Raw genomic sequence first — 20,246 nt, 5'->3', positions numbered from 1 at the left:
GAGCCGCGGTGTCCCCGGGCTCAAGCGGGTGAGGCGGCCCGGATTCCGACCACTTCGCAGCTCGGGCCGCAGGCCTTTCCGGTGCGCTCGCACGAGCAGGTTGCCTCTGGCTTCATCGGTCCGAGAAGGAGCCCGCCAGGATCGACCGCCCCAGTCCCGCATCGCGACCGGGTCCAGCAAGGTGGGCGGGCGGGATTGGACGGCGAAGACCGCCTCGTCGAGCTGACGGGCTAGCCCCCGTAAACCCAAGGCCCCACCACGCTTGCGACCACCGCGATGAGCGGCGCGGCGACGAGGTTGATGCGAAAGCCCGCCTTGATCATCTGGTTCATGCTCACCTCGCCGCTGGCATAGACGATGGCGTTCGGCGCGGTCGCGACGGGCAGCATGAAGGCGCAGCTGGCCGCCAGGGCCACCGGCACGATGAGCAGCTCGGCCGGTACCCCGGCCTCCGTTGCCAGTGCGGCAAGCACCGGCAGGAAGGCGGAGACGGTGGCCACATTGCTCGTCAACTCGGTCAGGAAGACCACGATCACGGCGAGGATCAGCACCACGAGCGGCAGGGGCAGGCCGGCGACGATGGCAAGATGGGCGCCGAGCCATTCGGCGAGCCCGCTGGTTTCGATCGCCGCGGCAAGGCTCAGGCCCCCGCCGAACAGGATCACCACGCCCCAGGGCAGGCGCGCGGTACCCTCCCAGTCCATCAGCGCCTCGCCGCGCTTGGCCGTGCCCGACGGCACGAGGAACATCGCCAGGGCCCCGGCCATAGCGATCTGCATGTTGGAGACGCCGAGCGTGATCGGCAGGGCGAGCGCCTCGGACAGCGCGGCGAGCAGCGGGTTCCAGACATATTGCTGGCCCATCCACAGCACGGCGACGGCCGAGAAGACGAGCGCGACGCGCACTTCCGGCCGGCTCATGGGCCCGAGCGCCTTCAGCTCGGCGACCACCGCCTCGTGGCCGGCCTCGCTCGCGATGCGGCTCTCCACCTTGAAGGCGGATTTCGTCAGCAGGAGCCAGGCCGCGGGGATGACGAGCGCGGCGGCGGGAACGCCGACCGCCATCCAGTCGATGAAGCCTATGGTGCGCCCGAAGCTGTTCTCCAGAAAGCCGATGCCGATGAGGTTGGTCGGCGTGCCCACGGGCGTCGCCATCCCCCCGATCGAAGCCGAATAGGCGATGCCGAGCGCCAGGGCCGGGGCGAACATCTTCGCGTTCACGCCCTCCTTCTGCACGGCCTCGGCAACCTTGAGGGCGATGGGGATCATCATCAGCGTCGTCGCCGTGTTGGAGATCCACATCGACAGCAGCGCGGCGGCGACCATGAATCCGAGGATCATGGCGCTGGGCCGCGAGCCGAAGGCGGCCACCACGTTGAGCGCGATGCGCGCGTGCAGGTTCCAGCGCTCGATCGCCAGCGCCACGATGAAGCCGCCGAGCAGCAGCATGACGATCGGGCTCGCGAACGGGCTCGCCGCCTGGCTCGCGCTGGCGATGCCGAGAAAGGGAAAGAGCGCGAGCGGGATCAGCGCGGTCGCCGCGATCGGGATCGCCTCGGTCGCCCACCAGGCCGCCATCAGCAGGGCGATGGAGGCCAGGAGCCAGGCCTCGCGCGAAAGCCCATCGGGCACCGGGATCAGCTGGACGACGAGCGCCAGGGCAAGCCCTGCGAAGAACCCGATCCGCTTCGACGTCCACCCGGCCATGCGCACCCTCCCGTCCGGTCTGCCGGGCGGGAGTTAAGAGGGGTTCGAGCGCTCAGGCAAGAAAACTCGGGCGGGGCTCACCGCTCGTCGGCGGGCCCGCCCTCGAGCACGAAGCGGCGGTCGCAATAGCCGCATTCCACGAAGCCCTCGTCGCCGAGCTCGTAATAGACCCGCGGATGGCCGAGCGCGCCGCCGCCGCCGTCGCACATCACGCGGTGGTCCTTGACGTAGATCACTTCCGGCGGCGGAAAGCCGGTCTCGCCGGCGGCCTGCGCGCGCTGCTGAACGATCGGATCGGAAGGCTGCTTGGGCATGGAAGGGCCGGTGTCCCTGATCTTGCGGAAGTCTGGCGGCGGACCGTCGAACGGTCCGGCGCCGGGCCATGGACGCGGCGCGGAACGCCGCCTAAGTTCGCCCCCGTGATTAGGTCGCGCGCGCCGCGCCGTCAACGCGTCCGCGCCGTCCGCCCGCCTCCTGGTCCCGCTTCACAGGCCCCTGCTTCATGATCGACACCGCGCCCGACTATGCCCTCGAGGCCTACGGCCTTCAGAAAACCTATGCCGGGACGAAGTCGAGCCCGCCCAAGCATGCCCTGAAGGGCGTCGACCTGAAGATCCCGCGCGGGTCGATCTTCGGCCTCCTGGGTCCCAACGGGGCGGGCAAGTCGACCTTCATCAACATCTTCGCCGGCCTGGTGAACAAGTCGGGCGGCACGGGAAAGATCTGGGGCATCGACATCGACCGCCAGCCGCGCCAGGCGCGCGCCGCGATCGGCATCGTGCCGCAGGAAATCAACATGGACGTGTTCTTCACCCCCTACGAGACGCTGGAGCTGATGGCCGGCTTCTACGGGGTTCCGAAGTCCGAGCGCCGCACCGAGGAGATCCTCGAGGCGGTGGGCCTCTCCGACAAGCGCGACGCCTATGTGCGCATGCTGTCGGGCGGCATGAAGCGGCGCCTGCTGGTCGCCAAGGCGCTGGTCCACAACCCGCCCGTCCTGGTGCTCGACGAGCCGACCGCCGGGGTCGATATCGAGCTCAGGCGCCAGCTCTGGGAGTATGTCGTCGAGCTCAACCAGGCCGGCACGACCATCGTGCTGACCACGCACTATCTGGAGGAAGCCCAGGAGCTGTGCGACGAGATCGCCATCGTCAACGAGGGCGAGGTGGTGGCCTGCGAGCCGAAGGAGCAGCTCCTCAAACGCCTCGACCGCAAGACCCTCGTCATCGAGGCGGTCGAGCCGCTCACCGAGATCCCGGAGCAATTTCGCGATATTGCCGGCACGCAGGTGTCGATCCGCGGCGGCGCGCTCGCCATAACCTACAAGTTCGGCGAGGTCTCCGTCGCCGAGCTGATCGAACGCTTCCGCGCCACCGGTAACCGGATCAACGATCTTCGGACCGAGGAACCCGATCTCGAAGACGTCTTCCTGTCGCTGACCTACGGCACGGCGAAGGGCGCGGCCTGAGCCGCCTTGTTTTCGCCCCCTGAAGCGCGCAGGCTCGTGTCCATGAGACGCTTCTTCCGACGCCTGGGCGCGCTCGCCCTGTCCGGCCTCGCCTTCGCGGTGGCGCTGTTCCTGATCCTGCAGCTCAACCCCGCCTCGACGACGGGCTGGGTGGTGTATGGCGTGCTGCTGGCGATCGCGATCGTGGGCACGCTGCTGATCTACCGCCATCTCATGGGTTCCGATTTCGGCCCCGCCTATCCCGACGCCGACGCCGGCGAGGGCTACGCCCCCGGCATCCTCGTCGGCGCGGGCGGGCAGCGCCGGCGCAGGCGCGAGGAAGAGGAAGACATCGACACCGGCATCGCGCGCGGCGAGGAGGTCGACGGCGATATCGACGATCCGGGCCAGCTGATCTGAAATTTGCGTGCCGCGCCAACGCCCTGCCCGGAGGCAGGGAGGAGCGCTCGTTACACTTCCCGCTCCAAATGTTGTGATATCACAACAAATAGATTGACATGAACATCGTTTCGTCGCATGTCAAAGCCAGCCACCGCGCGGGTGCGGCGGCGTGATCCGGCAGTCGCCATCGCGGCGATTGCCGGCAGCGGACGGATGGGCATGAGCGAGACCCTGTACAACCGGCTGCCCGTGCTACGCGCCGAGCGGGGCCTGTCGCGGAAGGATCTCGCGCAGGCGCTGGGCGTGAACTACCAGACGATCGGCTATCTCGAGCGCGGGGACTACAACCCGTCCCTCGAGCTGGCGCTGAAGATCGCCGGGTATTTCGACGTGCCGGTCGAGGCGATCTTCTCGCTCACCCCGTTCCCGTCCCTGTTCGCATCGGGAGACCGGTCATGAGTTTCTATGTGCGTTCCAGGACGGGCGGGTTGCGCTCGTCCGGCCTGCTTCGCCTGACCACGACGCTCGCGCTCGCGGCCTATCCGGCCGGGGGCGTCCTGATGATCGCCGGTCCGGCCTCGGGCCTGTCCGAAGCGGCGAGCAGCCTGGGCGGCTACGCGCTCATCGCGCTGTCGCTTCTGTGTTTCGCCCTCATCGCCCCGTCCTACTTCCAGCGCATTGCGGGCGAGGAAACGCGCCTGCTCGACGAGCGCGAACTCGATCTCAGGCGGCGCGCCTACGCCTTCGCCTATCAGGCCTTCACCGTGCTCGCCCTGCTCGGCGTGATCTATCTCGCGATCGCCACGGACACTCACCCCGGCCGCCGGATCGAGCTCTGGACGCCGCACGCATACGAGCACTGGAACACGATCTTCTGGGGGGTGATGCTCTACGCCTTCGTCCTGCCGACCGCCTGGCTCAGCTGGGCCGCCCCCGCGCCGATCGGCGAGGACGAGGACTAGCCCTGCGGCAGGCCCGCCAGCACGGCGCGCACCTGTCCGACATAGTCCTCACCGCGTGCATAGGGGGCGATCTCCTCGACCAGCGCCTCGGCGGCGATCGCCTCCCCGGCGGCCCTGAGCGCCGCGCGCTCGGCGCGGAAGGCCTCGAAGTCGGGATGGGTGTTGAGAAGCTCGCCATAGCCCGACACCGAGGCCGACAGGGTGGCAAAGCCGTCCGGCCCGCCGCCGCGCCCGAACAGGGCGTTGCGCTCCAGCACCGCCTCGCTCGATCCCCAGCCGGTCGCGAGGGCGGCCTGCGCGGCGGCGAGGCGCGGCGGGATCACGTCGGCGCGCACCAGCAGGCCTTCGAGATCGCCGTAGCGCCCGCCATAGGCGCGCGCCAGCGTGTCTCGGCGGGCCTGCTCGGGCAGGGAGAAGCTGCGCCCCTCGGCCTCCCACTGGATCATGCGGCGGATGACGGCGCGGTCCTCCAGGATGCGGGCGTTCTCCGCCTCCATCAGGGCGATGACGAGCGGCGCGAAGAGGTCGCGGCGGCTCGCCGCGTCGAGCTCCGCCCAGTCCGCGGGCAGGGTGGCGAGCCGCAGCCCAGTCCCGTCCTCGGCGCGCGCGAGCGCCTGGCGCAGCTCGGCGAGGCTGGCGGGCTCCACTATGGTTTCCTCCCGCTCGAGCAGGCCGGCGCCGATATACATCGCCGCCGCCGCCGCGGCGAGGCCGCCCGCCGCGATGCCGAACCCGCGCAGCGCCTGCAGGCGCGGACGCGGCGCGCGCGGCGGGGCGATCCGGAACAGGCGCGTGACCGGCCCCGCCGTCCAGCCCTGGATGACGAGCGAGGCGAGCACCACGGCGAAGGCGGCGGAGAAGTAGAGATTGGCGTTCCCCACCCCCGCGATCACCGGCACCGAGCCGAGAAAGATCGGCACCGCGCCCCTCAGGCCCATCCAGGCGATGAAGCCCTTCTCGTTGGCCCGGAAGGACTCCGGTATCAGGCAGATCAGGACCGCGACCGGGCGCGCGATGAAGATCAGGACCAGGGCGAGGATCAGCGCGGGCAGGGCGACCGAGACGGCGTGGGAGGGCACCACCAGCAGGCCCAGCATGAGGAACAGCCCGATCTGGGCGAGCCAGGCGAGCCCGTCGGAAAAGCGCTCCGTGGCGCGCTTGGCCGCCCCCTCGCTGACCGCGCCGAGCGAGACCCCGGCGAGATAGGCGGCGAGGAAGCCCGACGCCTCGAGACTCTGGGCGAGCGCGAACAGGAAGACCCCGGCCGTGACCGAGAAGATCGGGTAGAGGCTCTCGGGCAGGTGCACCCGGCGTTCGGCGAGCGCGATCGCCTGCCCGCCGAACCAGCCGATCAGCCCGCCCGCGGCAAGCGCCCAGACGACCGATACGCCGAGCAGGGCGAGGTTCGGCTCGCCTTCGCGCGCGAGCACTTCCACGCAAGCCGTTACGAGGATCACCGCGACCGGGTCGTTGAAGCCGGATTCGGCCTCCAGCGTGGTCGCCACGCGCGGCCGGGCGTGCATCTCGCGCCCGGCGATGAGGGCGAGCACGGCGGCCGCGTCGGTGGAGGACACGATCGCGCCCATCAGCAGGGCCTCCACCCATCCCAGATCGAACAGCACGCGCGCCGCGCCAGCCGTGATCCCTGCCGTCAGCACTACCCCGATCGTCGCCAGCGACAGGGCGGGACGTAAGACGAGCTTCAGGCTCCTCAGCCGCGTGCCGAGCCCGCCGTCGAACAGGATGAGCGCGAGCGCCAGCGAGCCGAACAGCCAGGCCTGGTCGTGGGCGTGGAAATCCACCCCGCCCGGTCCCTCCACCCCGGCGAGCATGCCGATGGAGAGGAACACCAGCAGAAGCGGCGCCCCGGCGCGGCTCGTCGCCGCCGCACCGGCGACGGCGAGCAGCACCAGCCCGGCGGCGGCCAGCAATATCAGTTCGGCATTGTCCATGGCGGCCGCACTATGGCCGGCTGCGTCCCGCCGCTCCAGCCCGTCCGCTCAGCCGGGCGCCGCCGGGGGGCGTGCGCCGCTTTGCTGCCGCCGGACCGAATGCGGTGATTGAACACCGGCGCGCGCGCCTGTAAGAGGACCGGTACGGCACTGCACCCGTAGCTCAGCTGGATAGAGCGCTGCCCTCCGAAGGCAGAGGTCAGAGGTTCGAATCCTCTCGGGTGCGCCACGTTTCTCGCTTGTGAAGCGCTGCCCTGTCCTGCTGGCCCGAGGCAATGATGCATCCCGCATTGCTCGCCGTCCTCCCCTCGCTTCTCGCGCTCGCACCGGCCGTGCCGGCGCACGGAACCCTCGAGATCGAGGCGAGATACGCGGCCACGGTATGGGCGATCCCGGTGGGCAGGGTGGACCTCACAGCCGAACTCGGCGCGGACGCCTATGCCGCGCGCTCGGTGTCCGAGGCCGCAGGCCTGGCCGCGCTGTTCACCGATGTGCGCATCGAATCCGAGGTCGAGGGCGAGATCGCCGGGGGGCGCGCGAAGCCCGCACGCTATGCGCACGACGAGTATACCGGCCGCAAGCACAGGCGCATCGACATGAGCTTCGAGGGCGGGGTGGCGCGTTCGGTGGCCAGCCCGGACTTCTCCAACTGGGGCGAGCCGCCGGCGAGCGAGACCGACCGGGCCGGCGCGATCGACCCCATGACCGCGGTCCTGTTGCTGTCGCAGTCCATGACCGGCAGGCAGGAATGTTCCGGCCGCCTGCCGGTGTTCGACGGCCGGTTGCGCTACGATCTCGATCTGCGCCCGCGCGGGCGCGAGCAGATCCGGACCCGCGCCTGGCAGGGCGAGGCGATCGTGTGCGACGCGTTCTACGAGCCGATTTCCGGATATACCGACGAGCAGCGTCCCGATCCCGGCGATCTTCGCCATCCGCTCACCTTGTGGCTGGCGCCCATGGAAGGCGGTCATCACCTCCCGGTGCGGGTGCAGACGCGGGCCGGCTTCGGCGTCCATATCGAGCTGAGATCGCTCGACATCGCCCCGCGCCAGTGAGGTCCGCGTGCGCGTGCAGCGCCGGTGCGTCGCCCTGCGCACCGGGCGGAACCGGCCCCTGCCGGCGCTGAACCTTGTCCTTCTGATGGCCGGCTTCACGCGATCACGACACTGTGGCCGGCCGTGACCGCCCGGTGAGCGAACGTGTCTGGTGTTCGAGCGTTTCCTGTTGGCAAGGTCGGTCCCGCGGGCATGAGGCCCGCACCCGCTTTCCAACAGGAGCCAATCCCATGACTGTCCGCAATATCCTTCCCGTCGCCGGCGCCGCCGCGATGACCGCCGCCTTCTTCGCCCCCGCCGCGATGGCCGCGCCCAACCCGCAGCTCAGCCTGAACGACGGCGCGCCGCAGAGCGTCCAGCAGAGGTTCGCCACCTGGATGGCCGGCGAGGACGTCGAGGGCGAGCTGGAGAAGTGCTACGGCGTCGCGCTCGCCGGCGAGAACGACTGCGCCGCCGGCCCCGGCACGAGCTGCGAAGGCACCTCCACGGTCGACTTCCAGGGCAATGCCTGGTCGCTCGTGCCCGCCGGCACCTGCGAATACATCCAGACCCCGGAAGGCCCGGCCTCGACCGAGGCGCTCGACCGCAACCTGCCGGCCTGAGGCCGCTCGCGCCGCCCCCGGAGGCCGCAACCCATGTCCGTCCCCATGTTCGCCACGGCCGGCATCGCGCTGAAGCCGGAGCATTTCCGCGACGTCCACGAGCGGGGACCGGACATGGACGGCCTCTGGGTGGAGGTGCATGCGGAGAACTACATGGTCGAGGGCGGGCCGCGCCTGGCCTGGCTGCGCGTCATCGCCGAGCAGACCCCCGTCAGCCTGCACGGGGTGGGGCTGTCCCTCGCCGGACCGGGCCGGGTGGACGAGGATCATCTCGCGCGCTGGCGGCGCCTCGTCGACCGCGTTCCGGCGGCCCTCGTCTCCGAACATCTCGCCTGGTCGGTCGCCGACGGGCAGTACTTCGCCGATCTCCTGCCCGTCGTGCTCGACGGGACCTCGCTCGCCCGGGTGCGCGAGAATGTCGAGCGCTTCCAGGACGCGATCGGGCGCACCGTCCTCATCGAGAACCCGGCCCACTACGTGCCGCTGCGGGCCGAGATACCCGAAACCGATTTTCTTTCCGAGCTGTGCCGGACGACGGGGTGCGGCCTGCTGCTCGATCTCAACAACCTCGCCGTTGGCGAGTTCAATATCGGCCGCGATGCGCGAGGCTATATCGAGGCCCTGCCGAGGGATATCGTCGGGGAGATTCACCTTGCCGGAGCCGCGCCGGATAGCGCGCGCGAGGATCTTCTGATCGACTCTCACAACCGGCCGGTCGCCGACCCGGTCTGGGAGCTGCTGGACGCCGCGCTCGAGCGCTTCGGGCCGGTTCCCGTGCTGATCGAGCGCGACGCGAACCTGCCGCCCTTCGAGGAGCTCGCCGCGGAACGCGAGCGGGCCCATGCCGCGATCATCGCCGCGCAGGCGAGACGGGAGAGGCTCGATGAGCCGGTCGGCTGAATTTCCCGGCGCGCTGCGCCGCGCGCTTCAAGGCGATCTCGAAGCGGCGGCAGCCTATCTCGACCGCAGCGAGGATCGCGACCGCTATGCGGTCTACGCCAACAATCGGGCCGTCGCGCTCGCCGACACGCTCTCGCGCGCCTTCCCCGCCGTGCTCACCCTCGTCGGGCGCAGGTTCTTCCGCGCGGTGGCGATCGAGTTCGCCAACACCCATCCTCCCGAAAACCCGGTGCTCGCGCTCTACGGCGCGCGCTTTGCCGATTTCCTCGCCGGCTTCCCGCCGCTCGCCAGGCTCGCCTATGTCGCGGACGTCGCCCGGCTCGACCGGGCCTGGAGCGAGGCCCATTTCGCGAGCGATGCCGGGCTCTACGACCCTGCGCCCGCGCCGGACGAACCGCTCGTCCTGTCGCCGCGCGCGCGCCTGCTCACGCTCTCCTGGCCGGTGCACGATCTCTGGCAGGCGAGCCGGCAGAAGCTCGCCCCGCCGAGCGACCAGCTCGAACCGAACGCCCAGCACGCGCTCGTCTGGCGTGGAGCGGAGGGCATGGAGAGCGAAATCCTGACCCCGGCTGAATTCGAGGCCTTGGCTCGCCCGCCCTGCGGCGCGCCGGCCGGAACCGCAATTCTCTTCCCCTTCATCACACGCGGCGCCCTCATCGCGCAGGGCCGCACAGGACCGGAGACTGTTCGATGATCGCTCGCCTTCGTGACACCTATGCCAGCCTTGCCGGAGCGGCTGCCTGGCTTCAGCCGCTCGCCCTTCTTGCCGTGCGCCTCGTCGCGGCGCGGGTGTTCTGGAATTCCGGGCTCGGCAAGGTGGAGACGTTCAGGCTGCTCGGGATCCGGATCCCGACCTTCGACTTCCAGCAATCGACCTTCTACCTGTTCAAGCACGAGTTCTTCCCCGGCCTGCCGAAAGGCGTCACGGACGTGCTCGCGGTCATGGCGGGTCTCGGCGAGCTGACCCTGCCCTTGCTCGTCGCCTTCGGCTTGCTGGCCCGCCTCGGCGCGCTGGGGCTTCTGGCGATGACGGCCGTCATCCAGATCTTCGTCTTCCCCGGCGAGTGGTGGAGCGTGCATGCCTGGTGGGCGGTCACGCTCCTGACGATCCTCGCCTTCGGCCCGGGTGCGATCTCGATCGACCGCCTGACCGGGCTGGAGCCGAAGCCCGCCTAGGCCCTTGCGGCATGGGGCGAATCCCCGGCCGGAAAATCCGGCCGGGGCCGTCCCGATCACCGGTCTGCCGGCCTACTGCCCCGCCTGGCTCAGCGCGGCGAGTTCCCTGAGCTGGGTGGAGGCGATCGCGACCTTGGACAGGGTCCACGGACCGGAGGCGGAGATTTCCTCGATCGCCGCATCGGCGCGGTCGACCTCGTGCTCGTTCTCGGTCTGCCAGGCATCCACCACGCCTTGCGCCCAGGCCTTGTCGGGGCTCTCCACGCCGGCCTCGAGCTGGCCGCCGGCCTTGCGCGCGTGGGCGATCATCGCCTCCACGATGGCCTGGTGGCTGGCATAGAGGTCCTCGATCAGGCGCCGCATGGCGAGACGGTCCCAGTGCAGGGTGGAGGAAAGCTGGCTGCCCACGCCCCTGAGCTTGTCGAAGCTGAAGCGCGCGCCGACGGCATGATAGAGCCGCGCCACCGCCTCCAGCGGCCAGTCCTCGGCGATGGCGAGGTCGACCACGTCGGAGGAGGAGGTCAGCGGGCGCAGGCGCGCCACGTCCATGGCGAGATCCTCCGGCGCGCCGGCGGCGACATAGCTCTGATAGCGCGTCTTCACGCCCTGCTTCTCGTGGTCGGAGATGATGTCGGCGACCCAGGTCTTCAGCTGGTCGACGCCGGGCTGGTAGGCGGCGATCACCTCGTCGATCCCCACCGATTCCTGGCCGCGCCCGCGCCGGGCGAGCCAGTAGGTCTGGCGGCGCATCAGCCGGATGACCTCGTCGTGCAGCGAGAGCTGCACGCCCGCCGGGGCCTTGTTGTCCAGCGCGTTGATGCGGTCGATATAGTCCTTGAAGCGGAAGATGTGCCGGCCCGCCTCGAAGGCGCGCGCGATGGCGTCGACCTCCGCGCCCGTGGATTCCATCGCCCGGTAGACGAAGGTCGGCCCGCCGAGATTGACCATGTCGTTGGACAGGCGCGTGGCGATGATCTCCCGCTTCAGCCGGTGGCCCTGCATCGCCTCGGAGAAGTCCTTCAGCTGGCGCGGGAAGTATTCCACGAGCGTGTGCCGGAAATGGCTGTCGTCGGGCACGCTGGAGGCCACCAGCCGGTCGAACAGGGAAAGCTTGGCGTAGGACAGCAGGATGGCGATCTCCGGCCGGGTGAGGCCGGTCGCCTGCTCCTTGAGCTGGCGGATCTGTTCCGGCAGCGGCAGGCCTTCCACCCGCCGGTCGAGGCGTCCGGCCTTCTCCAGGCGCTCCATCATGCGCTCGTGCGCATCGAGGTCGTCCTCGGCATGGGACTGCGCGATGGTGAGGGCGAGCGTCTGGTCGTAATTGTGCTGCAGCACGTGGCGCGCGACATCGTCGGTCATGCGTTCGAGCAGCGTGTTGCGGTCCTCCAGGCTCATCGAGCCCTCGCGCACCATCGGGTTCAGCAGGATCTTGATGTTGACCTCGTGGTCGGAGCTGTCCACGCCGGCCGAGTTGTCGACGAAGTCGGCATTGCAGCGCCCGCCCTTGCGGGAGAACTCGATGCGCCCGGCCTGGGTGACGCCGAGATTGGCGCCCTCGCCGAACACGGCCGCCTTCACGTCCTGGGCATCGACGCGCAGCGCGTCGTTCGCCTTGTCGCCGACCTCCCAGTTCTGCTCGTGGCTGGCCTTGATGTAGGTGCCGATGCCGCCGAACCAGATCAGCTCCACCTTCATCTTCAGCAGCGCGGAGATCAGCTCGGTCGGGGAGACGGACTTCTCCTTCAGCCCGGTCAGCTTCTTGATCTCGTCGGTCAGCGTGATCGACTTGGCCGCGCGCGAGAACACGCCGCCGCCCTTGGAGATCAGGCTGGTATCGTAGTCCTGCCAGCTCGAACGGGGCAGCTGGAACAGGCGCTCGCGCTCGATCCAGGTGCGCTCGGGATCGGCCGGATCGGGATCGATGAAGATGTCGCGATGGTCGAAGGCGGCGACCAGCTTGATGTGGCGCGACAGCAGCATGCCGTTGCCGAACACGTCGCCGGACATGTCGCCGATGCCGAGCACGGTGAAGTCCTCGGTCTGGATGTCCTTGCCCATCTCGCGGAAATGGCGCTGGACGGAGACCCAGGCGCCCTTCGCGGTGATGCCCATCTTCTTGTGGTCGTAGCCGGCCGAACCGCCCGAGGCGAAGGCGTCGCCGAGCCAGAAATCGTACTCGTTCACGGCCAAGGAGTTGGCGGTGTCGGAGAAGGTGGCCGTGCCCTTGTCGGCGGCGACGACGAGATAGGGGTCCTCGTCGTCCCAGCACACGACGTCCTGCGGGCGCCGGACCTGGTCGTCGACGATGTTGTCGGTGATGTCGAGAAGCCCGCGCAGGAAGGTCTTGTAGGCCTCCTTTCCTTCCGCGAACCAGGCCTCGCGGTCGCCGGTGCGCGGCAGCTGCTTGGGATAGAAGCCGCCCTTGGAGCCGACCGGCACGATGACCGCGTTCTTGACCTGCTGCGCCTTGACCAGGCCCAGCACCTCGGTGCGGAAGTCCTCGCGCCGGTCCGACCAGCGAAGCCCGCCGCGCGCCACGGGACCGAAGCGGATATGCACCCCTTCCACCCGCGGGCTCCACACGAAGATCTCGCGGTAGGGCTTGGGATCGGGCAGCTCGCGGATGTTCTGGCTCGCGATCTTCAGCGAGATCCAGGGCTTGGGAGCGCCGTCCGCGCCGCGCTGGTAGAAATTCGTGCGCAGCGTCGCTTCGAGCAGCTTCAGCATGCGCCGCAGCGCCTTGTCGTGGTCGAGGCTGGAGACGTCCTCCAGCGCCTTGCGCACCGACTTGGCGATCTCCTTGGCCTTCTCCTCGCGGGCCTTCAGGTCGAGATCGAGTTCGGGATCGAACCGGGTCTCGGCATAGTCCAGAAGCTGGCGCGCGATCGTGTTGTGGACGGTCAGCGCCTCTTCCTGCAGGCCCTGGGAGGGGTCGAGCCCGGTCTGCTGGCGGTAGCGCGCCACGGTGCGCAGGAAGGCGGCCTCCCGCCAGGTGATGCCGATCGACAGGATGAGGCGGTTGAAGCCGTCATCCTCGGCGCGCCCGTCGAGCACGGCGAGCAGCGCATCCTCGAGCAGGCCCGCCACGCCGGCGACGTCCTCTACCGGCCCGAACTCGGAGCGCATCTCGAACTCATGCACCCAGACCGTCTCGGGAAGGCCTTCCGGCGACTTGCGGCGCACCGCGTGGCCGGCTTCGGCCTCGACATGGACGCCGAGATTCTCCAGCACCGGCAGGACCGAGGACAGCGAGAGCGGTTCGCCGAGCTTGTAGAGCTTGACGCGCACCTGGCTGTGGCTGTCGCCGTTCGCGCGGTAGGCGCGCGCGCCGGTGTGCGCCTCCGGGGAGAGGTGCTCCATGCGCTCGATGTCGGACAGCGCCTCGCCGGGCGAATAGCGCTCGCGATAGCCCGCGGAATAGCCGTCGAGATAGCGCTTGACCGCGAGGCGGATCGGCTCGTGGGCGTGATCCCAGGCGGCCGCTTCCAGCTCGTCCTCCCAGGTGCGCGTGAGCGCGGCGATGTCGCGCTCGAGTTCGGTCGGATCGGGCTCGGGATGCTGGAACGGGTTCAGCCCGATGATGAAGTGCACGCGCGCGAGCGGCCCGTCGCCGAAATTGGGATAGAAGGCCGACAGCCGTCCGTCGAAGGCCTGGCGCAGGAGGTCGCCGGCCTGCTCGCGGACCTTCGAGTTGTAGCGGTCGCGCGGCACGTAGAGCAGGCAGGACACGAAGCGGTCGAACTGGTCGCGGCGCAGGAAGAGCTTGGTACGCGGCCGGTCGTAGAGATGCAGGATGCCGAGCGAGATCTGCAGCAGGTCCTCCTCGGAGGTCTGGAAGAGCTCGTCGCGCGGATAGTTCTCGACGATGTTCTGCAGCTTCTTCGCCGAGTGGCTGCCGGGCGCCTTGGCGGCCTTCTCCAGCACGCGGCGAACCTTGCGCCGGATGAGGGGCACCTCGCGCGCCATCTGATCGTAGGCCTCGGCGGTGAACAGGCCGACGAAGCGCGTCTCGCCGACGACGATCCCGTCCTCGCGGTAGCGCTTGACCCCGACATAATCCATGTAGACGCGCCGGTGGACGCGGCTCTTCAGGTTGGCCTTGGCGACGATCACCGGGGAGGGCGCCCGCAGGAAGCTCTCCACCGCCTCGCTGATCTGGGAGGGCTCGGCGGACTTTCTGAGCACGTGCACGTCGGGATCGCGCAGCACGCCGCGCCCGGTCTCGGTGAGCACGATGGGCTCGCGCGAACGCAGCCGCCCCTCCTCGTCGACGTCGAACTCGAAGGCGCGGCAGCCCAGGAAGGCGAAATGGTTGTCGCGAAGCCAGGCGAGGAAATCGAGCGCCTCCTCGACCTCTTCCTTCGGGGCCTTGGTGTTGGCCGACTTCAGGTGCTCGATGGCCTCGTCCATCTGGGCGCGCATGTCGGCCCAGTCCTCGACGGCGGCGCGCACGTCGGAAAGCGTCTCGCGCACGCCCTCTTCCAGGGCGCTGCGCCCGATATCGTCGAGCGGCTCGAGATGGACCTGGATCATGGATTCCGCGATCACGCGCCCGCCGGAGGTGACGCGTCTGCCGTCCTCGTCGCGCCGGACCTGCACGACCGGGTGGAACATGGCCCGCACGTCGAGGCCTTGGGCGGAGATCTCGCCCATCACCGAGTCCACGAGGAAGGGCCGGTCGCGGCTGATCACCTCGAGCACGTCGCGCCCGAGCGAGGTGCCCGAGGCGTCCATGGCCGGATGGACGCGCACCAGGATCTTGTCGGACGGACGCTCGCTCGCGAACGACCAGAAGCCCTCGGCGATCGACAGGCATTCGTGCAGGTCGATGCCCTCGAGGTCCTCGGCCAGCGCATCGCCCCAGATCTGGGTGAGGAAGCTCTCCGCCTCCGGTCCCGGCTCGCCGAAGGCGGCCTTCCAGCGCTTCTTCGCCTCGCCGAGAAAGGCCTCCCGCTCATAGGCGTGCGCGACGCTGACGACGGCATTCATGGAGAAATTTCCCTATGGATATGGATACCGGCGCATGAAAGCCCGGCCAAGGTTACGGATTTGGCGCGCAGCCTAGCGCTCTCGGCGATGCTTTCAAGCGGCGCGTCAGACGCTGGACCGGGCCCGTGCAGCTGTGGTTCGCTAGGCCCAACGCACGACGAGACGAAGGAGATCATCCATGCCCCACGCCCTCATCACCGGTGCCAATCGCGGCCTCGGCCTCGGCCACACCCGCGCCCTGCTGGAGCGCGGCTGGACGGTGCACGCCGCGGTGCGTGACCCCGGCGGCGCCGATGCGCTGAAGGACCTTGCCGAAGGCGGCCACGACGGCGAGCTGAAGCTCCACGCCTACGATGCCCGGGAGAGCGATGCGGCGGACAGGCTCGCGAGGGAGATCGCCGAGCCGCTCGACATCCTGTTCGCCAATGCCGGGGTGATGGGTCCCGACGCGCAGGGGTTCGGCGAGGTGGAGTACGAGGGCTTTCTCGACACGATGCGGGTCAATGTGATGGGCCCGCTCGCGCTGGCGCAGGCCTTCGCGGACCAGGTCGCGAGATCAACCCTGAAGGTGATCGCCCTGCAGTCGAGCCGCATGGGTTCGATCGAGGACAATGATTCCGGCGGGCGCTACGCCTACCGCGCCTCGAAGGCGGCCCTGAACATGGTCGGCAAGTCGCTGAGCCTCGACCTGAAGGACAAGGGCGTCATCGTGCTCGTCCTGCATCCCGGCTGGGTGCGCACCGACATGGGCGGGCCGAAGGGTCTGCTGACGGTGGAGGAGAGCGTGGAAGGCGAACTCGACCTCATTGCCCGGGCCAACCCGGCGATGAGCGGCCGCTTCTTCCACGTCAATGGCGAGGATCTGCCCTGGTAGCCCTGCGCCGGACGGCAAAACGCCCCGCGCGGGGGGGTGCGCGGGGCGTTCGCTATCGGGCGGCGCCGCCGGACGGGGACAGGAGGGTCCGGCGGCGCCTGACAGGTCTCATTGGCAGGCTGGGGGGACGCACAATCAAGACCTGTCTTTCCGGGTTGAACGGCTCTTGCCGAATCCGTTCATCCAATCATGTAGAGCCCGCCGGGCCCGGTGCAAGCGGCCACCACTGCAGCGGAGACCAGAATTGCAGCCGCTAGGGCGAGCGAGAAAAAGCGCGTCATCGTCGCAAGGCTCCTGACCGTCCTGCCGGCTCCCGTATCGTCGGGCCGGTCTTGTCGTTGTCCGAGCCAGCTATATGGGGCGTGTCCGGCTTTTCGCCAGACACGCCCGTTCAACTGGTCGTGAAGAGTGTGTTTCCGGGACGGAAACGGCGGCAGCTCAGGGAGCGAAATCGACCGGTTCGACAACGATCTGGCTCGTGCGGACCGGCTCGCCGCGCATGAACGCGGCCATCACCGCGCCGACCTCGGGCGAGCTCATGAACAGGTTGTGCCCGGCATTGACGACCGTCACCTGCGTCACGTCGGTCAGACCCGCCACCGCCTCCGCCTGGCCCTCCGGATAGGTGCGCCCGTCGAGCGTCCCGGTCAGAAGCAGGACCGGCACATCGCTTACCGGACCGTCGCGGAAGTCTTCGCCGAGATCGAGGCCGGGAATGGTGCCGGCAATCTGCGGCATCGGGAAGTTGAGCCAGAGGCCGACGAGGCTTGCTTCGGCCTGGGCCTCGACCAAGGCGAGCCGCCCGGGGCTGATCCCGGAGGCCAGATCCATGGCGGTGGGCATGGCCCGAAGCTCGATCGGCTCGCCCGGCTCGACGAAGCGGGCGAGCAGGCTGGTGACCAGCGCGGTATCCCCGGCGTCGAGCGAGGCATAGACCATCAGCAGCACGCGGGCATTCTGCGGGTCGTTGATCAGGGCGCTCGTCATGCGCTGCATCGTGCTGCGCTGCAGGAGGAAGGGCGCGGACGATCCGTCCTCCTGCGGCAGCTGGAGCAGGACCGGCTCGGTCTCGAGCCGGGCGTGCACGCGGGTCATCATCGCCGCGATGTCGGGATAGGCGGCCCTGGCCCCGGGCTGGGCGTCGACCGCGGCCTGCAGTCTCGCGAAATAGGCATCGGTGCGCGCGGGCAGCTTGACGGTCTGGTCGAGGCCCTCGGCGCTGGCCACGATCACGCGCTCGATCCGCTCGTCGATCGCGTCCAGCGCGGCGAAGGCCAGATGGCTGCCGTAGGAAATGCCCCACAGGCTGATCCTCTCCGCACCGAGGTGAACGCGCAGCGCATCGAGGTCGGCGACGCTTTGCGCCGTCGTGTAGCCGCGTATGTCGATGCCCTGGCTCTGCCAGAAGCCGGCACACTCGCGCACGGCGGCGCGGTAGGCCTCGGCGATCTCGCCGTCGCTGTGCGGCTCGTCCTCGCGCAGCCGGACGCTGGAGCGGCACTCCGCCGTGTGGTCGGACTCCCCCGTGCCGCGCTGGTCGAACGCGATCACGTCGCCATGCTCGCGCATCGCCATGAACAGGGGAAAGCGCGGCCCGCGCGCCGTGTCGATCCCCGAGCCCCCGGGTCCGCCGGCGAGATAGACGATCGGTGCGCCGGGCTCCTCTCCGGTCGCGCGGAAGCAGACATAGCCGAGTTCGATCGTGCGGCTGTCCGGCGCGCCCCGGAATTCGGGGACCTCGAGCCGGCCGCGCCAGGCCGCGACGCTCTCGCCGCTGTCGGCGGTGAAGGTGATCGGCTCCTGGCCGCACTCGGCGCGCGCGCCGGGTGCGGCCGCGGCGGTCAGGAGCACGGCGCCGGCGATGAAGGCGGGAATCTGCATGGGCAAGTCCTTTCCTGTGTCCGGCAGGCAGTCTCGGCGCGCAACCGGGCACGGCGCGAGTGACAATCGACGAGCGGTAGGCTTTCCTCCATCGGCGGGTGAGCGGACGAGCGGCGATCGGTGTAGGGTGATGCGATGAGACGTTTCCTGCCTGTCGCCCTTCTCGCCGCCCTGCTGGCCGCGGCCGTGGCCGCACACGCGCAGGCCCAGGACTTCTTCTGGCCGCAGTGGCATGAGACCCGCGTCTGCCCGGCCGCGTCCGGCGAGCACGAGCCGCCCGCCTTCGACGCGCCGGAGTGTCGCGACATCGCCCTGTTCGACGTCGACCCCCAGGACGAGCTGCTCTGGGTTCGCGTGCCGGTCCGGCTCGGTCCGGCGGCTCCGGCACCGGCCGGTGTCTATGTCTCGGCGCGCGCAGCGAGCGCGGTCTGGCTCAACGGCGCGTATCTCGGCGCCAACGGCCGGCCCGCCGCGCATGCCGGCGAGGAGCGGCCGGGCGTCATGGATCTGGTCCTCTACGCCCCGCCCGACCTGCTGGAGGAGGGCGAGAACACGGTCGTTCTGCTGATGTCGGCCCATCGCGGCTTCGTGCACCTGGGCAATCCCGTCCACCTCGTCGGGATCGGGACCTATGGCGACCCGGCAGGCACCCGGCTGCAGGCCTACTGGCCGGCCCTGCTGACCTTCGGCGCGCTGTTCGCCGGCGCCGTCTATTTCGCCGCCGCTGCGCTGCGCGGATCGGCCGCGGTGGGGTCGGGCGCGCTCGCGCTCGCGGCGGCGGCGGCCTGCGCACAGCTGGTCGCGGAGGTCCTGCGCGGGCTATGGGCCTATCCCTATCCGGTGCACGATCTGCGCCTCGTGGCCATCGTCGCCCTCGCCGCCCTGTCGGGTTCGGCGCTGTCCCTGTTCGCCTGGGCCCAGGCCTTCCGGCGCGGCTACGCGCTGGTCTTCGCCGCTTCGCTCGCGCTGGCTTCGGGCGCGGCGCTCGCGGTGGGCAGCTTCGACCTGAAGGCGGTGATCGCCCTGCTCGGACCGATCGTGTTCGCCGTCGGCGCGCTCAGCGTCGCGGCCGTGCGGGGCCAGCGTCACGCGCTCGCCCCGCTGGGCCTGCTCGCCCTTTTCGCCGCGGTCGTGCTGGTCGCTCCGGGCCAGTTCCTCGATCGCTATTTCTACCTGATGATGGCCGGGCTGCTCTTCGCCCTGTTCGCGCGCCAGGCCCTCATGCTCGCCGAGGAGACGCGACGCCGCCGCGAGGAGCAGGGCCGGGCCCTCAGGCTCGAACAGGCCCTCGCCCGGGCGCGCGAGCGCAGCGCGCCGACCCGCCTCCCGGTGTCGGGCGCCGGCCGGATCGACCTCGTCGAGGCCGAGCGAATCGTGCGCTGTCAGGCGGCGGGCGATTATGTCGAACTGCACCTGGACTCGGGCGCCTGCCTTCTGCACGACGGCACGCTCGGCGCGCTCGAGGCGGAGCTTCCCGAGACCTTCCTGCGCGTGCACCGCTCGCACATCGTCAATACCGGCCACATCGCGGCGCTGGAGCGCGATCCGTCCGGCGTCGGCGAGCTGGTGCTGGAGACCGGCGCGCGCGTCCCGGTTAGCCGGCGCATCCTGCCACGCGTGCGCGGCGCGCTGAGGGGCGTACGCCCCGACGGCGCCTGAAACCTGGTGTCCTGGAGGAGGGAAGACCGGAGCGGGCATCGCGCTCCAGAATTCGATACGGGGACGGGGGATTGGCCAGCGGCCGATCGGCCCTGAGCCAATAGGAGGCAAGCGCTTCTGAGGGTATTGGCGAGATCGCGTGCAGGAGCCTTCGACAAGATAGTTTCCCCTGGATAGGAGCAACTCCCATGTCGCCTACCCTTTGGTCCGCCTTATCGCTCGCGCTGGCAGGTCAGCCGACAGGTGATGAAGGCCCACAACTTCCTGAGCGGCTTCGATGCGAAATCTTGAACGGCTATGCATCGCCTGCGGTGATATCGTTCGCTGATGACCTGGTTGGGTGGCACCTCTTCATCCTGACTGAAGAGAGATCGATTTTCTTGACCGAGCAGGAAAGCGCGCCGGTCGAAGGCGACGTGTGGGTCAGTGACTTCCTCTATTCACCGCCGAACCCCGGCTCAAGCCGCCACTATTTTTACGAATTGCAGACCGGGTGGCCACAGCAATTCAGGCCTTTTGTATTTGAAATGGTCCTCGACCCTACGCCGAATCCCATGACCTTCTCGGCCTATTCTTCCGGGATCGGCGGGATGATCACTGGGACTTGCCAATCGGGTTAAGCCCGGCGGTGCCATCTGACT

General features: G+C 69.3%; 17 protein-coding genes and 1 tRNA gene. 13 read left to right on the top strand and 5 right to left on the bottom strand.

What is annotated here, in order from left to right:
• Positions 1 to 230 precede the first annotated feature (230 nt).
• Both JW792_RS11390 and JW792_RS17240 read right to left on the bottom strand, forming a co-directional pair.
• On the bottom strand, positions 231 to 1,706 hold the full coding sequence (locus JW792_RS11390) for an SLC13 family permease (protein WP_135995725.1): 1,476 nt from the start codon (positions 1,704 to 1,706) through the stop codon (positions 231 to 233).
• Positions 1,707 to 1,783: 77 nt separating this feature from the next.
• Entirely contained in the window at positions 1,784 to 1,915 is a 132-nt protein-coding gene (locus JW792_RS17240; RefSeq protein ID WP_420871276.1) for a zinc-finger domain-containing protein, read from the bottom strand.
• 293 nt (positions 1,916 to 2,208) lie between these two features.
• Here JW792_RS17240 and JW792_RS11380 point away from each other — a divergent pair, with 293 nt between their 5' ends.
• From JW792_RS11380 to JW792_RS11365, 4 genes are all read left to right on the top strand, one after another.
• Positions 2,209 to 3,174, top strand: a complete 966-nt coding sequence (locus JW792_RS11380) for an ABC transporter ATP-binding protein (protein WP_135995727.1) — start codon at positions 2,209 to 2,211, stop codon at positions 3,172 to 3,174.
• Positions 3,175 to 3,216: 42 nt separating this feature from the next.
• Positions 3,217 to 3,573: a hypothetical protein gene (locus tag JW792_RS11375; RefSeq protein WP_135995728.1), complete on the top strand. Its 357-nt coding sequence runs from the start codon at positions 3,217 to 3,219 to the stop codon at positions 3,571 to 3,573.
• Between the two features lie 201 nt (positions 3,574 to 3,774).
• Complete coding sequence (locus JW792_RS11370; RefSeq protein ID WP_135995729.1) at positions 3,775 to 4,014, top strand: helix-turn-helix transcriptional regulator; 240 nt, start codon at positions 3,775 to 3,777, stop codon at positions 4,012 to 4,014.
• The gene (locus JW792_RS11365) at positions 4,011 to 4,517 is read left to right on the top strand and encodes a hypothetical protein (protein ID WP_135995730.1); all 507 of its coding nucleotides are present in this window, start codon (positions 4,011 to 4,013) and stop codon (positions 4,515 to 4,517) included. Before JW792_RS11370 ends, JW792_RS11365 begins: the two co-directional genes overlap by 4 nt.
• Here JW792_RS11365 and JW792_RS11360 read toward each other — a convergent pair.
• Complete coding sequence (locus JW792_RS11360; RefSeq protein WP_135995731.1) at positions 4,514 to 6,469, bottom strand: potassium/proton antiporter; 1,956 nt, start codon at positions 6,467 to 6,469, stop codon at positions 4,514 to 4,516. The genes JW792_RS11365 and JW792_RS11360 overlap by 4 nt on opposite strands.
• Positions 6,470 to 6,621: 152 nt before the next feature.
• On the opposite strand from JW792_RS11360, the gene JW792_RS11355 reads away from it, so the two are divergent.
• The 6 genes from JW792_RS11355 (at position 6,622) to JW792_RS11330 (ending at position 10,202) form a co-directional block, all read left to right on the top strand.
• A tRNA-Arg gene (locus JW792_RS11355) sits at positions 6,622 to 6,698 on the top strand.
• A gap of 49 nt (positions 6,699 to 6,747) precedes the next feature.
• Positions 6,748 to 7,524, top strand: coding sequence for a DUF3108 domain-containing protein (locus JW792_RS11350; protein ID WP_206340785.1), 777 nt, complete (start codon positions 6,748 to 6,750; stop codon positions 7,522 to 7,524).
• Positions 7,525 to 7,901: 377 nt separating this feature from the next.
• Entirely contained in the window at positions 7,902 to 8,126 is a 225-nt protein-coding gene (locus JW792_RS17235; RefSeq protein WP_420871275.1) for a BufA1 family periplasmic bufferin-type metallophore, read from the top strand.
• Positions 8,127 to 8,159: 33 nt separating this feature from the next.
• Positions 8,160 to 9,026, top strand: coding sequence for an MNIO family bufferin maturase (gene bufB / locus JW792_RS11340; RefSeq protein WP_135995733.1), 867 nt, complete (start codon positions 8,160 to 8,162; stop codon positions 9,024 to 9,026).
• Entirely contained in the window at positions 9,010 to 9,720 is a 711-nt protein-coding gene (locus JW792_RS11335; protein ID WP_158291590.1) for an HvfC/BufC N-terminal domain-containing protein, read from the top strand. The genes bufB and JW792_RS11335 overlap by 17 nt, the downstream gene beginning before the upstream one ends.
• On the top strand, positions 9,717 to 10,202 hold the full coding sequence (locus JW792_RS11330; protein WP_135995735.1) for a DoxX family protein: 486 nt from the start codon (positions 9,717 to 9,719) through the stop codon (positions 10,200 to 10,202). The genes JW792_RS11335 and JW792_RS11330 overlap by 4 nt, the downstream gene beginning before the upstream one ends.
• A gap of 72 nt (positions 10,203 to 10,274) precedes the next feature.
• On the opposite strand, the gene JW792_RS11325 is transcribed toward JW792_RS11330, so the two are convergent.
• Positions 10,275 to 15,191, bottom strand: coding sequence for an NAD-glutamate dehydrogenase (locus tag JW792_RS11325; protein WP_135995736.1), 4,917 nt, complete (start codon positions 15,189 to 15,191; stop codon positions 10,275 to 10,277).
• 178 nt (positions 15,192 to 15,369) lie between these two features.
• On the opposite strand from JW792_RS11325, the gene JW792_RS11320 reads away from it, so the two are divergent.
• Positions 15,370 to 16,065, top strand: coding sequence for an SDR family oxidoreductase (locus JW792_RS11320; RefSeq protein ID WP_135995737.1), 696 nt, complete (start codon positions 15,370 to 15,372; stop codon positions 16,063 to 16,065).
• Between the two features lie 438 nt (positions 16,066 to 16,503).
• Here the strand turns inward: JW792_RS11320 and JW792_RS11315 are convergent, their stop codons facing one another.
• The gene (locus JW792_RS11315) at positions 16,504 to 17,946 is read right to left on the bottom strand and encodes an alpha/beta fold hydrolase (RefSeq protein WP_135995738.1); all 1,443 of its coding nucleotides are present in this window, start codon (positions 17,944 to 17,946) and stop codon (positions 16,504 to 16,506) included.
• A gap of 135 nt (positions 17,947 to 18,081) precedes the next feature.
• Here JW792_RS11315 and JW792_RS11310 point away from each other — a divergent pair, with 135 nt between their 5' ends.
• Positions 18,082 to 19,605: a LytR/AlgR family response regulator transcription factor gene (locus JW792_RS11310; protein WP_135995739.1), complete on the top strand. Its 1,524-nt coding sequence runs from the start codon at positions 18,082 to 18,084 to the stop codon at positions 19,603 to 19,605.
• A gap of 188 nt (positions 19,606 to 19,793) precedes the next feature.
• Positions 19,794 to 20,225 carry a hypothetical protein gene (locus tag JW792_RS11305; protein WP_135995740.1) on the top strand — a complete coding sequence of 144 codons (432 nt, stop codon included), beginning with the start codon at positions 19,794 to 19,796 and terminating at the stop codon, positions 20,223 to 20,225.
• The last annotated feature ends 21 nt before the right edge of the window (positions 20,226 to 20,246 follow it).

Origin of the sequence: Marinicauda algicola (assembly GCF_017161425.1) — a bacterium.
GTDB lineage: Bacteria > Pseudomonadota > Alphaproteobacteria > Caulobacterales > Maricaulaceae > Marinicauda > Marinicauda algicola.
The sequence above is the reverse complement of the archived record's forward strand: the minus strand, read 5'-3'. Positions and strand labels throughout refer to the sequence as shown.